12 protein-coding genes are annotated in these 16,010 nt (G+C 42.8%); 3 read left to right on the plus strand and 9 right to left on the minus strand.

The window, feature by feature from the left end; all coding sequences use genetic code 11:
- Positions 1 to 300 precede the first annotated feature (300 nt).
- Genes LC455_RS22850 through LC455_RS22860 form a run of 3 tightly spaced genes read left to right on the plus strand, consistent with a single transcriptional unit; the run spans position 301 to position 3,356 of the window.
- Positions 301 to 1,644, plus strand: a complete 1,344-nt coding sequence (locus LC455_RS22850) for a UDP-glucose dehydrogenase family protein (RefSeq protein ID WP_223594323.1) — start codon at positions 301 to 303, stop codon at positions 1,642 to 1,644.
- A 12-nt stretch (positions 1,645 to 1,656) separates the two neighbouring features.
- Positions 1,657 to 2,187 carry a phosphatase PAP2 family protein gene (locus tag LC455_RS22855; RefSeq protein ID WP_223594325.1) on the plus strand — a complete coding sequence of 177 codons (531 nt, stop codon included), beginning with the start codon at positions 1,657 to 1,659 and terminating at the stop codon, positions 2,185 to 2,187.
- Positions 2,188 to 2,210: 23 nt separating this feature from the next.
- Positions 2,211 to 3,356: a glycosyltransferase family 4 protein gene (locus LC455_RS22860; RefSeq protein WP_223594327.1), complete on the plus strand. Its 1,146-nt coding sequence runs from the start codon at positions 2,211 to 2,213 to the stop codon at positions 3,354 to 3,356.
- A 71-nt stretch (positions 3,357 to 3,427) separates the two neighbouring features.
- Here LC455_RS22860 and ebgA read toward each other — a convergent pair whose 3' ends face one another.
- From ebgA to LC455_RS22905, 9 genes are all read right to left on the minus strand, one after another.
- Positions 3,428 to 6,481, minus strand: coding sequence for a beta-galactosidase subunit alpha (ebgA, locus tag LC455_RS22865; protein WP_223594329.1), 3,054 nt, complete (start codon positions 6,479 to 6,481; stop codon positions 3,428 to 3,430).
- A 19-nt stretch (positions 6,482 to 6,500) separates the two neighbouring features.
- Positions 6,501 to 7,319, minus strand: coding sequence for a carbohydrate ABC transporter permease (locus tag LC455_RS22870; protein ID WP_223594330.1), 819 nt, complete (start codon positions 7,317 to 7,319; stop codon positions 6,501 to 6,503).
- Positions 7,316 to 8,173 carry a carbohydrate ABC transporter permease gene (locus tag LC455_RS22875; RefSeq protein ID WP_223594585.1) on the minus strand — a complete coding sequence of 286 codons (858 nt, stop codon included), beginning with the start codon at positions 8,171 to 8,173 and terminating at the stop codon, positions 7,316 to 7,318. The genes LC455_RS22870 and LC455_RS22875 overlap by 4 nt, the downstream gene beginning before the upstream one ends.
- 140 nt (positions 8,174 to 8,313) lie before the next feature.
- Positions 8,314 to 9,609 carry an ABC transporter substrate-binding protein gene (locus LC455_RS22880; RefSeq protein WP_223594331.1) on the minus strand — a complete coding sequence of 432 codons (1,296 nt, stop codon included), beginning with the start codon at positions 9,607 to 9,609 and terminating at the stop codon, positions 8,314 to 8,316.
- Positions 9,610 to 9,644: 35 nt separating this feature from the next.
- Positions 9,645 to 11,219, minus strand: coding sequence for an aminomethyl-transferring glycine dehydrogenase subunit GcvPB (gene gcvPB / locus LC455_RS22885; RefSeq protein WP_223594332.1), 1,575 nt, complete (start codon positions 11,217 to 11,219; stop codon positions 9,645 to 9,647).
- A 16-nt stretch (positions 11,220 to 11,235) separates the two neighbouring features.
- Positions 11,236 to 12,624, minus strand: a complete 1,389-nt coding sequence (gene gcvPA / locus LC455_RS22890; protein ID WP_223594333.1) for an aminomethyl-transferring glycine dehydrogenase subunit GcvPA — start codon at positions 12,622 to 12,624, stop codon at positions 11,236 to 11,238.
- A 46-nt stretch (positions 12,625 to 12,670) separates the two neighbouring features.
- Positions 12,671 to 13,450, minus strand: coding sequence for an SDR family NAD(P)-dependent oxidoreductase (locus LC455_RS22895; RefSeq protein ID WP_223594334.1), 780 nt, complete (start codon positions 13,448 to 13,450; stop codon positions 12,671 to 12,673).
- A 15-nt stretch (positions 13,451 to 13,465) separates the two neighbouring features.
- Complete coding sequence (locus LC455_RS22900) at positions 13,466 to 15,148, minus strand: amylo-alpha-1,6-glucosidase (protein ID WP_223594336.1); 1,683 nt, start codon at positions 15,146 to 15,148, stop codon at positions 13,466 to 13,468.
- Positions 15,149 to 15,163: 15 nt separating this feature from the next.
- On the minus strand, positions 15,164 to 15,994 hold the full coding sequence (locus LC455_RS22905) for a carbohydrate ABC transporter permease (protein WP_223594340.1): 831 nt from the start codon (positions 15,992 to 15,994) through the stop codon (positions 15,164 to 15,166).
- Positions 15,995 to 16,010 lie beyond the last annotated feature (16 nt).

The raw sequence follows: 16,010 nt of genomic DNA on the forward strand, positions 1-16,010 counted from the left end.
GGGAATTTTAAGCACATGTAAAGATTTGTAAAGCAAGTGGGCTTTACCATTGCTAAAATTAGGTATTTTTTAACAGATCATAAATTCATGAAACTGGATTAAACTGATTTTTATGTCATTCTATGACTCTGTACATAATGCTAAATTCCTAGTTTTCTTTATCATTTCTTCATAAAAATCGAACAAAACACTTTTGTTCATCCTTCTATACATAGACTTTACACTCTCTTAACACCGGGTTAAGAAAAAATTCATCATTACCTAATAAAATGGAATTATCAAACTCATTGGAGGGATTGGATGAAGATTACCGTTGCTGGAGCAGGATATGTAGGACTTGTCACAAGTGCAGGTTTAGCAGATATAGGACATAACGTAACATGCATAGACATTGAAAAAGACAAAATTGACATGCTTCAAAACGGCCGTTCTCCGATTTATGAGCCTGGACTGGAATCACTCATTGAAAAAAATCTGCTTAACGGACAGCTGCAATTTACCATGAATCCCGAGCAGGCCTATTCAGGAGCTGATATCATTTTCATTGCGGTTGGTACTCCTGAACAGCAGGATGGTTCAGTAGATTTAAAATACATTCATGTGGTTTCACATACGATTGCTCATTATATCGATAAGGATGTAATTGTCTGTACAAAAAGCACAGTCCCGGTTGGAACGAATGAGTTAATTAAACAAATTATTCACAGCCGCAAGTCTTCTGCTATAAAAGCCGAGGTGGTCGTAAGTCCTGAGTTTCTCCGCGAGGGATCTGCTGTCCTTGATTTTTTTCAAGGAGACCGGATCGTGATTGGTGCTGATGATCCTGATGCAGCATCGATTATGGAGCAAATTTATCTGCCATTGAAGATTCCCATAATGAAAACGGATATTCGAAGTGCAGAAATGATTAAGTACGCCTCTAATGCCTTTTTAGCTGCAAAGATAAGCTTTATCAATGAAATTGCTAATCTATGTGAAAAAGTTGGCGCCAATATCGAGGAAGTAGCATTTGGAATTGGTCAAGATAAACGGATCGGCCATGATTTTCTTAAGGCCGGCATTGGGTATGGGGGCTCTTGTTTTCCAAAAGATACGAGAGCACTTGTGCAGCTTGCGGGAAATGCTAAGCATCAATTCGAATTGCTCGAGGCCGTCATAAAAGTAAATAATCGGCAGCAAACCCTTCCGGTTATAAAAGCGAAGGAAATGCTTGGCTCGTTAAAAAATAAAAAAGTAGCTGTGCTAGGTTTAGCCTTTAAACCTGATACCGATGATGTTCGGGAAGCTGCTTCGTTGAAAATTATCAAAGAACTCCTTGAGGAGGGCGCTAATGTTAGAGCATATGACCCGATTGCAATCCCGAATGCTAAAAAGGTTTTAGGGGATAGCATCGAATATGCATACAATATTCACTACGCTCTTTATGAAGCCGACATAGCTATGATTCTGACAGAGTGGGAACAAATAAAGCATGTACGGCTGAATATGTTTCAAACTTATATGAAAGAACCTATTGTTATCGATGGGAGAAATTGTTACTCACTTGAGGAAATACAAAAGTATCCAATAACGTATCTTTCGATTGGAAGACCTGATGTTTATAGAGATAGACCAAAAGATGAGTTGCGTATTATTAATTTATAAGGGGAATTGGCGATGATGAGATGGATCAATGTGTTTTATGGCTTCGACTGCCGTGTGTTTCAAACGGTGAATCGGCATTTTGATAAAAAGCTGTTAAATCTATTTTTCCGTGTAGTCACACATTTTGGCGGAGCGGACATTACCATCGCTGCATCCTTCGTTCTGCTTCTCATCTCACCAGGGGAAACTAGATTGATTGCCATTGCCAGTGCTCTCGCTTTATCGGCCAGCCATATTCCTGTACAGCTTGCTAAGCGGCTGCTGCCAAGAAAAAGACCCTATTTGATAATCGAAAAAACAAAGTTCTCATCCAATCCATTACAGGATCATTCGTTCCCTTCGGGACATACAACGGCGTTTTTTGCCGTTGTGACCCCTTATATATTATTCCTGCCGCAGCTTTCTTTTTTCCTCATCCCTCTAGGGCTGTGTGTTGGAATATCAAGAATTTACTTAGGTCTCCACTATCCTTCTGATGTTCTTGCAGGCAGTATTCTTGGAATTGGCTCGGGAATTTTATGCTTCTGTTTATTATGGTTGTGAGAGATTCGGTGAGGAGGGATTTTATGAAGATTGCTATTTTCACTGATACCTTTTATCCCGATGTCAATGGGGTTGCCAGGACACTTAAGCGGCTGACGGATTATTTTGAAACGAAGGGGATTACTTTTAAAATTTTTGCACCTGATTCGAATGGCAGAGATTATGTCTCTAACAATTTTCATCGCTTAAGGAGCCTCTCTTTTTTCCTTTATCCTGAATGCCGTTTGGCTTTTCCAAATCCTTTTTCCCTCAAATCAGAATTACAACGTTTTTCGCCAGATTTAATTCACGTGGCTACTCCGTTTAGTGCCGGGCTCTGTGGCGTCTATTATGCAAAAAAATTAAACATCCCCCTCGTTGGTTCCTATCACACCAATTTCGATGATTATTTGAAATACTATGGCCTTCAATTTCTTACCACTATCGTCTGGAAATATATGCATTGGTTTCATCGATCATGTGAAAAGCTTTTCGTTCCCTCTAGTGAAACATTAAGGCTTCTCAAGCACCGTGGATTTTCAAACTTAGAAATATGGCCTCGCGGCGTGGATTGCCAGCTTTTCCATCCTCATTATAATAAAACTGCAGTTTATGAACGCTACGGCCTAAATCAAAAATACCTGCTGACTTTTGTTGGCAGATTGGCCCCAGAGAAAGATATCGAAACACTACTTGCTATTGCAAAGTCAATGCCTGCAGACTTTAATGAAAAAATACATTGGCTGATTGTCGGGGATGGTCCGTTACGCGAGGAAATGGAGGCTCGTCAAACATCCTCCAACATGACGTTTACGGGATACCTAAGCGGAAGTCGTTTAGCTGAAGTCTACGCAGCTTCCGATTTATTTGTATTTCCCTCCCCTACGGAAACATTCGGGAATGTTGTTCTTGAAGCGCTCGCAAGTGGAACCCCCGTAATCGGGGCGAATGCTGGAGGTGTGAAGAACATTATTCAAACTGGGGTTACTGGCCATCTATGCCCAGCGGGGAATGTGGAGGAATTCAATAAATCCATAATCCATCTATTAATAAATAACGAGCAAAGGAAACAAATGGGGATTGAAGGAAGAAACTACGCCCTAAAACAAAGTTGGGATCAAATATTCGAAAACCTAACCACGCACTACACCAAAACACTCAAAGAACATAACCAACAAAAATATGCCTAAAAAGTGAGTAATGGTGTCAGGCACCACTTGTGGACAAATGTTCGCGAGTGGTGCACACCATTGAAACTATATTAATATTCGCGTCCTAGTTCTATTGCGGCTCCTTTTTCACTGTTAAAGTGGGAAATCCGGAATGCAAGGGTGAAGTCTTCGAATTTGCAGCGGTATTTTTCTAGTTGGTTTTGGCCGCAGGAGTTGCTGCCGAGTCCATTTTGTTTGTAGTCCAAATTCAAAACAAGATAATCCCTAGGCTTCAAATCGATCGTGTGCTTTGCTTTCTCAAGGTCACCAATTTCAAAATAAGAAGCACTAAAGTTGAACGTTTCATCTGCGATAAAAATGAGCCCATTTTTTTCTTGATCCGTAAAGCTTACCCAGTCACAATCTGAACGGTTGCCGTTTTCTTGCGGCTTAACATAATTAGTAAACAACCTATCCACAGATGAACTGAAAACTCCTAAATGGTTTGCCTCCTTTGAATCGGGATAACTCTCACCCGGACCTCTGCCGCGCCATTGTGCTTGAACAAAATCTCGATTTAGATGCATGTGTACACCTAAACGCGGGATCATAACCGGAGCATTTTCCTTCAGACCGGAGGCAGCCCCATTAATACGGCAAACAATATCGCCGTCAGGATAAATACTATAATGATATTGAATTTGATAATACCAAGAGCTGTTTGTAGTACCGTAAAGGGCATCCGTATGCCACTCAAATACTCCGTCTTTCCATTCACATCGGATATCCTCAACGATTTCATGGCCTAAGTGCAAAAAATACTTCTGGCGATAATCATCAAGAAGATACATATCATTATCAATTGGCGCCCGCCAAAAATTAAACTGCGGTCCCTTTTCAATCACTACCACACCATTACGGATCACTTTTTTTAAAGTTCCTTTGACACAATCAAATGTTGCTGTAAAGTCGGAACCGCTGACATTTAGAAAGGCGCCTTCCCTTATAACCTGAAGCTCTCCATCTAAATGCACTTTAGGCATTTTCGCTTTCCCTGGGAGCACGAAGGAAGCATTTGCTAATTCGTGGCCCTTCGCTGCCCATGGTGTATCCTGATTTAGTTTATATGAAAATACTAAATAATAATGGGCACCGCTGATTTTCTCCATATCCTTCCCCACAGTCAGCTGAATCTCTGCTGTTTTGCGCCCAGCCAGCCTCGGAAGCTCTACTAGAAAGCTTTCTAATAACCTATCATCCTCATACAGTGAACAAGTTAATTCCAAATGATCTAATGAGAGAAAATCATATCTATTAATGAGACGGAACACACCATTTTCTCTATCGATACATTCCGTTTGAACAGGCTCAATCACCTTCTTATATTCAAATAAGCTTGGTGACGGCGTTCCATCAGGCATAATCAATCCATCAATACAAAAGTTGCCATTCGTCGGATCATCGCCAAAATCTCCGCCATACCTGTAGTAAACCGAACCATCCTCCGCCACGGTTTCAATTCCGTGATCAAACCATTCCCAAATAAATCCGCCTTGCAGTTTATCATGTTTATAAAATAAATCCTGATATTCTTTAAGATTGCCAGGTCCGTTCCCCATCGCATGGGCGTACTCACAGAGAATATGCGGTTTTGTTGATTTTTCAATCACCTGATCCATGGTCAGCCTTTGCTTAAAAGGCTCGAGCCACGTATACATCGTGCTGTATACATCAGTCACTTCTGCCTCAAAATCTCCTTCATAATGGACAAGACGAGTCGGATCCATTGCCTTCGCCCGTTTGGCCATCGCACGGAAGTTACAGCCAAATGAGGATTCATTGCCAAGCGACCACATAATAATACACGGATGGTTTTTATCACGTGCAATCATCCTCTCAAGCCTTAAAACATAAGCCGCTTCCCAAGCAGGGTCATCGCTGATCCAATCAAATTTTCCAGTCAATTCAAAGCCGTGGCATTCTAAATCCGTTTCATCAATAACATACATGCCATAAAAATCGCATAGGTCATAAAGATAAGAAGCATTCGGGTAGTGTGCTGTTCGGATGGCATTAATATTGTTCTGCTTCATCTTCTTGATGTCCCGCTCAATCTCCTCTATCGTCACCACACGCCCGGTCTTGGGATTATAGTCATGGCGGTTTACCCCCTTTAACTTGATCGCCACCCCATTGACGAGGAATGTATCCCCGGACATCACAATCGAGCGGAATCCTACAGGCTGGTGAATCACTTCTATTATTTTTCCATTTGCCTTGACTGTCATATAAATATGATAGAGAGCCGGCTGTTCCGCACTCCACTTTAAAGGTGCAGTAATATTTTTACTTAAAGCTTCATCCGCCCTTTGTTCCTCAATAAAAACTTGATTCCCTTCCGGGTCAATTAATTCATAAACAATCGTTTGCTCCTGCAGTTCAGTCAATTGAACAGACACGGATAGTGTTGCATCCTCCCATTCCCGATCAAAATCCGTTTTTACGGTATAGTCATAGAGTCCGAGAATTGGTCTAGAATACAATTCAACATCCCTGAAAATCCCACTTAACCACCACATATCCTGGTCCTCTAAATACGTCCCATCTGACCACTGGAATACCCTTACAGTCAAGGAGTTCGCGCCTTCACGGCATAATTCGGAAATATTAAATTCAGATTGAATCCGTGCACCTTTACTGTAGCCGGCGAATTCCCCGTTGACATACAATTCGAAGGCAGAATCAACGCCATTAAAGCGAAGGATCAATTGCTCTGTGCAAAAGCTGCGGTCCAATATAAATTCACGCCGGTATATCCCTGTCGGATTATCAGTAGGAACACGTGGCGGGATGATTGGAAAGTTATACCATAAATCCGAATAATGCATGTTTCCGTACCCCTGCAGCTGCCAGTTCCCAGGAACTGTAATATCATCCCATTCCTTGAGGTCCAAATCATCTCGATAAAAGCCATCCGGACCATATTCCGGTGCTTCTAGGAAAATAAACTTCCACGTTCCATTTAGATTTTGATAATAGTGGCTTTGTCTTGCATCACCCGTTTCCGCTGCTGAGCGAGTTGGGTAACTTACATAATGAGCGCGGGCGCTCAAACGGTTAATCCCGTCTGTTTGAATGTCTTCCCATCTTTTTACTTTTTTCATAAGTTTCACACCTTGATAGTTATTCTTTTACCGATCCACCTAAAATCCCGGAGATAAAATGCCTTTGCAGCAATAAGAAAAAGATCATGATTGGAATTGTCGATAAAGTGGTTCCAAGCATGAGCTGCCCATAATCAATCCGCGCCATTCCAATTAAGCTCGATAACGCGACAGGCAGTGTAAACATTTCCTTTGAATTCATCGTAATAAGCGGCCAAAGCAAGCTATTCCACTGGGACATAAACAGAAAAATAGAAACGGCCGCGAGAGCTGGCCTTGTTACTGGGAGAATGACTGTAAAGAATATTCGTAATTCCCCTGCCCCATCCACCCTCGAGGCCTCAATAATCGAGTCTGGCACAGCCTTCATATTTTGCCTCATTAAATAAATCGCAAAGGGGGAAGCAAGCGTTGGCAAAATAATTGCTTGATACGTATTAAGCCAATTAAAGGAGACCATCATTTCAAACAATGGAATTAAGGTTACCTGTGAAGGAATCATTAACGTACATAGAATAATGAAAAAGAATACCTTCTTCCCCTGAAATTGAAATTTGGCAAAAGCATAGCCAGCCATGGCGCTAATCAGCGTGCTGACGAATGTATAAACCAGGGCAATAAATAAGGAATTCCAAAAAATCTTCGCAATCCCTAATGACTCATTCAGGGATTGAAAATTTTTCGCGAAGTAATCCCCTGGGAGTAGCTTTGGCGGCAAATGAAAAATATCACCTGAAGGTAAAGTCGAACCGACCAGCATCCAATAGAAAGGTCCAATCGATAAGATAACCCCCGCAATCAATAAACTATAGATCCCTATTTTTCTAGTAGTGATCATTCCTCATCACCTACCAGCTTCATTTGAATCCAGGAAACGATGGCCGTAATGATAACAAGAACATAGGCAATCGCGGACGCATAGCCAAAATCGAAAAACTTAAATCCTGTTTCATATAGATAGAGCGTAATCGTCATCGTAGCGGCATTTGGACCGCCATTGGTCAAAATAAACGGCTCATCAAATAGCTGCAGCGTTCCAATGGTGGACATCACAACGGTAAAAATAAACACCGGCTTCAATTGCGGAATCGTAATCATGAAAAATTGCTTCACTTTTCCTGCTCCATCAATACTCGCTGCCTCATATAAATCATCCGGGATATTTTGCAAGCCCGCTAAAAAAATCACCATGTTATATCCGGTCCATCTCCAGGTCATAACGAGAATAACTGAGACCTTTGCCCAAAATGGGGTGTTTAACCAAGAAATGGCATCCAATCCTAGGAATGATAAGAAATAGTTAACAAGCCCGAAATGCTCATCTAATAGAATCATAAAGACAATCGAGGCGGCTGCTAGCGCTGTAATCGCAGGCATGAAATAAGAGATTCGAAAAAAAGCCTTGCCTCTTAACATCGAAGAATGGAGCCCCACCGCGATTAATAATGATAAAAAGAGCATGATTGGGACTTGGACAATCAAAATCTGAAAGGTATTTAAAAGAGATTTATAGAAAATGGGATCATGGAATAAGCGAGAATAATTAGCAAATCCCACAAATGATTTCTGGACACCACGAACCTCTTGAAAGCTTAAAATAAATGAAGAGATAACCGGATAGACAGTAAATATCAAAATTAATAGAAATGCCGGCCCGATAAAGAAATAGGGAGCATTTTTTGGAGTTAACACATTTTTTCTCGTTTTGACTCGAAGGTTTGCCGTGGTATTTACCACCTTTTCTGTTTGATCCAAACGAGCCACCTCCCTAACTTAGGTAAAATGAGAAAGCTGAGAGGAGTGGGAACACCGCCTCTCAGCTCTCCTTAAAATTATTTTTTGACTTCATTTTCTAATTGTTTTTGTGCATCCTTTAAACCAGACTCTACCGATTTATTTTCAAGTAAAATAGCTGCCTGGGCATTACTTGTTAGGGCACTTGCTTTTGCTAGGTGTTCATTTACATTGATTTTTGGTACTTGATCGACAATATCGGCAAACTTTTTGAAAATCGGACTATTATGAAAGTACTCGCTATTGGCTGTAAATTGTGGTGCACTATAGGTCTCCTTCAAGGATGGGAAAAGTCCATATTTTTCAAAACCTAACAATTGTGATGCGTGATCGGTCGTAAAAAATTCGACGAAGGCATAGGCTGCTGATTGATTTTTGCTTGTTGAAGGAACCAACAAGGACGAGCCTCCGACGTTCGCAAACCTCGTGCCGCCCTTTTCAAAGCTTGGTAAATAGAAGACATCCCATTTCCCCTTTAAATCTGGAGCTTGGTCCATAATCGAACCTGCATACCAAACACCATAAGGAACAGTGGCGACACTTCCATTTACAGTGGCGGTCACAATCCCATCCCAGCCTTTATTATTCAGGATTAGATCAGCATCATGAAGCTTTTTGATGACCTCCATTGCCCTGATGGCTTCTTTGGACCCGAGGGTAATTTTCCCGTCCTTATCAAAATACGAGAGCCCTTGCTGCTGCATCATCATTTGGAAAACACCGTCATAATTCGGGATATCAATCGGAAGCAGCTGAGCACCCGTTGCGGCTTTAATTTTCTTACCTGCTTCAATGTAATCATCCCAAGTTTGGATGGAATTAGGGTCCACATTGGCCTTTTCAAAGTAGTCTACACGGTAAAACACACCTGCCGGGCCAATATCCCATGGAGCCGCAATGAAATCTCCATCTTTATTCTGAACAGCCGCTACTTTTGCTGGATTGAATGAATCCTTGTATTTGTCATACCCAAGCTTGTTTAACTTTAAAAATCCTTCAGGAAACTGGTGCAGGTAGCCTGGGATTCGTTCATCCTCCATCAACACCACATCAGGAAGTCCGGAGCCACGTGCCGCCAGACCAACCGTTAACTTGTCATAAAGGTCAGAGCTATTAAAATCCTCCACCTTCACTTTTACGTCCGGATATTTTTTCTGAAAGTCCTTTACCGCTGCTTTCATCGTTGCAGCCGCAACGTCCCATCCCCAGACTGTAATAGTTCCAGCTGGATTTTTTGAATCCCCTGATTTCCCTTCATTCCCTGCTGTTTTATTGGAGCAGGCGGATAACAATAACAAAAGCAAGACTAGCATCATCGACATGTACTTTTTCATTTTATTGCCCCCTATTTTCTAAAAATAATGTCGTTTTATTTAACCGATTCACAGGCTTCCGTATTTTTTAAATACGTGCGCCAGGTGATGCACCATTTCTCAGGATGATCCAAGTAATCCTGCTCGTCGATTTTGTGAATGGTGCTATTATGCGGGGCCGTTTTGACGATTGCTGGATTGTCATAAGCTTCTTTAGAAATTTGCTCGAGCGCATGGATATATTCATCTAAATCTTCTTTGGAATACGATTCCGTTGGCTCAAGGGTGAATGGCTGCTTGACGATATATGGATGATGGCTGGTCCAATAATGGAGGCCAAAATCCGTCATTCGTAACGTAACATCCTCAGTGGTTACTCCTGTTTCCTTTGTCAGCTGCTCCCAGCTGTAGCGCACCTGCTCAAGGCGGTGTCCTTTGACATATGGTGCACCTGCGCCGCGAATCGCCAAAACCTTGTGATACATATAGTTATTGTTTAATACGGCTATTTTCGCCACTTCCTTCAGACCGTCTGCACCGAGGGCGCGAATCCAGGCATAAGCGCGCAGCACCGTTTGGGCGACACCGTGGAAGGAGCGGACCTTTCCAATCGAATGCTCTAAATCGTTCTTCAGAGTGTATTTTCCATTGGCAAATTCCACAATCGGCGCTGGCAAAAACTCTTTCAATTCTGCTGTCACTCCAAGGGCGCCGGTTGCCGGCCCGCCGCACATATGGGGGGCTGCAAAGGTTTTGTGCAGATTAAAGAAGCACATATCAAAGCCTGCCTCTTTTGCACGGGTGATTCCTAAGAGACCGTTGGCATTCGCCTGATCGTAAAAACAAAGACCGCCGGCTTGGTGAATAATGTCAGTAAACTCTTTTATCTTCGAATTGAAAATGCCTGTATCTTCTGGATTGGCTACAACAAATCCCGCTGTCCGTTCGGATACTGCCGCTTTTAATTTTTCAATATCAGGAAAGCCGTTTTCGTCTGGATGCAGAGTAATAATCTTATAGCCCTTTACCGCTGCTGTTGCTGCTTGAGATGGGTGGGAGAAAATCGTTGTAATGATTTCATCCCGCTTTTCGCCCTCGCCCTTTTGTTCATGATATTTTCTAACGATCGATGCCATGGCAAATAGCGCCTGCGTGCCGCTGCTCGGCTGGAAGGAGAAATAGTCCATTCCGGAAATTTCCCTCATGCATAGATCGAGCTTATGGAAAATCTCCAGCATTCCCTGAACGGTAACTTCAGGCTGCAGAGGATGCAGCTCCATCATTTTCGGATCACGAATCAGCAATTCATTGATTTTCGGAATGTATTTCATCGTACAGGTCCCTTGCCCGATTTCGACGTTAAAGTCGGAACCAAGCGTTTCCTGTGAAAGTCTTAAGTAATGTCTTAATACACGGGCCTGGCCAATTTCCGGAAGGTTCGGCTTGTTTTTCCGCTGCATTGACGCCGGAATCGCCGATGTCCCATTACCTACTGCCAAGGCAATATGTTCATTGACAGGCGGCAGCTCTACTCCCTTTTCCCCAGGCTGATGAAGTTCGAAAATAATCGGTTCATTCCATTTTGCCTGATGAAAGTCGCGGGTCTTGCTCGTACGTTGAATCCTTTGCATGTGAAAAAACTCCTCTCTATTTCGTTAAAATCTCTTGAATGGATTGAACGAGATGGTCGATATCCTCTTTTGTGTGAACCTCTGTTACACAAAACAATGCCGACTGGCCAAACTCAGGAAACTCTTGTGAAAGATCTTTGCCGCCAAAAACCTTCTTTTCTAGCAGCCTTTGATTAATTTGTTCTACTGTGCAGCCCGTTTGATTGAAATCAACAATAAATTCTTTAAAAAATGGTGAGTCTAAACGGGAGCCTTTTACACCTTCGATTTGGTTTAATTGCTGTACCGCATATTGGCTATTTTGCATAATGGTTTGACCCACTTCCTGCATGCCATCTGGACCCAGCAGCGCTAAATAGACCCCGGCCGTAATTCCCCATAATGCTGTCTGGGTTCCCACCGATTCTTTGCCCTTCTCTCTTTGGGCGAATGAGGTCCGCTCATAGGCGACATCGCCAAAGCCATATTCTCCTTCCTTCACAGTAGGGACGATCCCAAACAATCTGGATGGATATTCATGAACAAACTTCTCCTCATTACGGGATGCGATGAAGCCTGCCTGACCGCCGCTGTAATTCATGTGCATGCCAAGCGGCTGCAAGTCGCCGCAGACAATATCTGCTCCATAATGACTTGGCGGTGCAAGAACACCAAGTGAAATTGGGTCAACCCCAACCACCATTAAACTCCCATTTGCCTTAAGCAGTTTAGAAATTTCCAAGCCCTGCGCCTCAATAAAACCAAGATAGGATGGATTTTCAAAATAAACGGCGGCCACATCTTCGGTTAATTTTGACTGTAGGTCTCCTAAATCCATCGCACCGGATGTTGTATCAAATTGTACAAATTCGAATTCTAATTGCGGTGTGCCGTAGTTAATGATAATTTTACTCCGTTCTGGTGCAACCGTTCTCGCTAATAAAACCTTCTTCCTTCCCGTAATACGGGCAGCCATTCTAATAGCCGTCGCTGCTGCCTGACCCCAGTCAAAGGTTGGAACATTGACCACATCCATATCAACTAATTCGGCTACCAAGCTTTGATACTCAAAAAGTGCCTGAAATCTTCCATGATCCTCATAAGGCTCGCCTGCATAGGCGGTTAAAAATTCGGAGCGCTGATTAATTTCATCACAAACCGCCGGAATAAAATGCTGCCAGCAGCCGGCTCCGAGGAAGTTGATATATTCCTTTGTACTGGTGTTTTTACCCAGAATTCCTTCAATATGCCGTCTGAGCTCGTATTCCGTTAAAGCCGGCGGAAGGACTAGCGCTTCCTTTAGCTGAAGCTCCTCAGGAATACAAGAATATAACTCCATAATCGATTCGGCTCCGATGACCTTTAGCATCTCGGCTTGTACTTCTGGTACCATATTCGGTATATAAGGGTGCACCTTTTGTGCCATGACCATTACCTCCTGTAGTGGATTTATTTTTGAATTTTTAGAAAAATTAAGCTAGTCCGCCGCCGTCCACAATTAAATCTGTCCCAGTTACCCATGTTGATAGTTCACTCGCGAGGAATAAAACGCCTTTGGCAATATCCCTTGGGGTGCCTAGTCTTTCCAGTGGCCGGCCTTTTGCCGATGAAACTAGGAAAGCATCCTCTTTAAGGTTTAATTGCTTCGCTTCATCCCTTAATAACGGGGTATCAGTATCCCCTGGACAAATACAATTCACGCGGATATTTTGAGGGCCATGGTCGATCGCCATTGCTTTTGTTAAATTGACAACCCCTGCTTTGGCCGCACAGTAGGCTGCTGCTTGATCGCCGCCCTTGATTCCCCAGCCAGAGCCTGTATTGATAATACTGCCGCCTCCGCTCTCTGCCATTAATGGAATGAGGTATTTGGATAGTAAATAGATTCCTTTTAAAGAAACGTCAATCACTAAATCCCAGTCAGCCTCTTCCAAATCCACAACCGTTTTTCTTCTAATAACACCGGCATTGTTAAAAAGAACCTCAACCGAACCGTGTTCTTTTTCAAGATAGTCTTTTACGGCAATACAATCCGATGCCTTGGTTACATCACAGCGGAAAAACGCAGCCTTATAATCTTTTGATTGCAGGTCAGCCGCTGCCTTTTGGCCATTTTCTTCATTAATATCTAACATCACTACCTTTGCGCCGACTTCTGCTAACAGAGTAGCCGTTGCCAATCCAATCCCTGATGCTCCTCCTGTTACGACACATACTTTATCCTTTAAGCCAAAATAATCATTCGTCACCATCGTAATACCTCCTGTTTAATCCATTAGTGAATGAGCCAAAAGCAGAAAGACACTGGATGTCCACGTGAAAGCCGGGTCCCGTAAGCCTTCACCCGTAATGGCATGGAAATTTTCAGCCATTCCTGACTTATTAGCCATAGTGCAAAACTTTTCAGCAATTTCTCGGGCCAATTCCGTTTCACCTGAATCTATTAAACCTTTGTAAATCAGCAAAGTAGTCGGAGCCCAAATCGGTCCTCTCCAGTAGCCATCCTCCCGAAAAAATGGGCTGCTAGGCTTTTCGGTAGCCAGACCAAAATCGGTTAAAAAGCCATTTGAAACCAATTCTTCAACTAAACTTTTTCTAAACGATTCTGGTAATCTTTTACCTAGAATTATAGGAACATAGAGAACTAGGCTGTCGGATTGAATTTCAGCGTGATTTCCAGACCTAACGGCGATAAACCGATCATCCTGCCAAAACATCCCTATCATTCGTCCTAGCAAGTGCATAGATTCACTTGTCCATTTTTCTGCTTCCTCTTTTTTTCCTAATTCTTCGGCAATCTCTGCCAGCACTTCCATTTGTATAAGTAAGAATGCTGATAAATCCGGGCTTTTCACCGGTGTTCCTTTATGAAAAATCGTGCTGTTATCCCAGCCGCTGTCATTGCCATGATTATAGTGCGGGAGCCCTTCCCCATCATCATCCCTATACTTGAACCACCATTCCGTCCACTTAACTAGTGGTTCATATACCTCTTGAAGTTTTTCCTTTGTTACGAAAGCACGATTTTTCATTAGCTGCTTTAATGTCCAGCCATGGATCGGCGGTTTCGTAAAATTCCATAAGGCAAAGCGGTTATTCAGAAAATCAGGCAGCATTCCCGATTCATCCTGATGGTCGAAAAATATCATGAATTGGTCCCATGCTAATTCCGGTGAATTCTCAGCAAGTGCCAGCGCGTTAAAGCAATGGTCCCAGCTCCAAATGTTCGTCATCCAATTTTTTGACATATACATAGCAGGCCTGTTTAGCAGTCCCTCAGGCTGCACCACACAGGACCAAGTAATATAGGAAGCTAGCTCTCTCCCATTTCTCCACCTAGAATCACATTCAAGAACGTGTTCAATCCAGGTCTGATATTCCTTCTGGACCAATTTTTGTCCCTCTGAAAAAGACAGGTAGGAACGTTCGGTGTTTACCGTAAAGAACTCCTCTATCGCTCCCTCCATTTCCTGCGTTTCGGGATCTGGTAAAAAGTCAGCGGTAATTTCTAAACAGCGTTGTTCTTGAAAGGGAGCATCCACCAGGAGAGGACCTTTAATCGGCGTTAACAAATAGCGGATTTCCTGACTGGAATGGTTAACCTCCCATCGACCGCTCCGGGCTGGAACTGCATAATCGTAGGCTCCAGTCATTCCGGTTAGGCGGAGTCCTGCCCCTAGACCTCTAACCTGTAACACCCTTGCTTCAGAGATAATGATTTCTACAAAGCCCCCATCAGCCTCCAGCCTTAAAGCATCAGGGGACATTTGGGATTGATAAGGTAAAACCTGACCTTCCAATAGAAGCTCGAGGCGAAAAACTTCCCCTAAACCGTTATCTCCATTTCGGATATTACGCAAATAAAGATGGTTTTCATCCTTTCCATGCAGCGGGGAAATCACGATATACGAACCGTAACGGCTGAACGGAACCTTTGAAATATCAAACATGTTCTTTCTCCTTTCTTATCCCTTCACACCAGATCTTGAGGTATCTTCGACAATATAGCGCTGGGCAAAGAAGAATAAGATCAGCGGCGGAATGCTGATTAAGAATGTGACCGCCATGATGCCCTCCATATCGACGCCAAACATTCCCTTAAATTGTGCCAAACCAAGCGTCAGCGTATATTTACTTTGATCATTTAAGAAAACCAGCGGACCGAGATAATCATTCCAGCAGGTTAAAATATTAAAGACCGCCACCAGTATCAAAGAAGGCTTCATTAATGGCAGATAGATTTTATAGTAGATCTGAAACGGATTCGCTCCGTCCATTCTCGCTGCCTCATCCAGTTCCTTTGGAATTGACATGATGAATTGGCGCATTAAGAAAATATAGAACGGGGCCCCGAACCAGGATGGAACAAACAACGGCTTCAAGGTATTGATCCAGCCAAGATAATTAAATTCCATATACTGCGGAATCATCGTTACCTCCCATGGAATCATCATCGATGAAAGGAGGACGATAAATAAAAAATCCCTTCCCTTGAACTTGAATCTAGCAAAGCCATAGGCTACTAATGAAGATGAAAGAAGCTGTCCAATCGTCGACATTCCTGTCACGATCACGGTATTCATAAAAAATTGATTAAACGGCTGCGACATCCAAGCCTCTTTAAAATTGCTCCATTCAAACGTGGACGGAATCCATTTTGGCGGGAACAGGTAAAGTTCCTCCGGCGATTTCACTGAAGTGCTCAGCATCCAGAAAAACGGTGCTAAAAACAAGAGTGAAAAAAAGATTAATAGGATATAAATGGTTGTTTTTTCAATTCTTCTTTTAGTTTTCATGAGACGCTCCTGCCTA

Source organism: Neobacillus bataviensis (assembly GCF_019969725.1).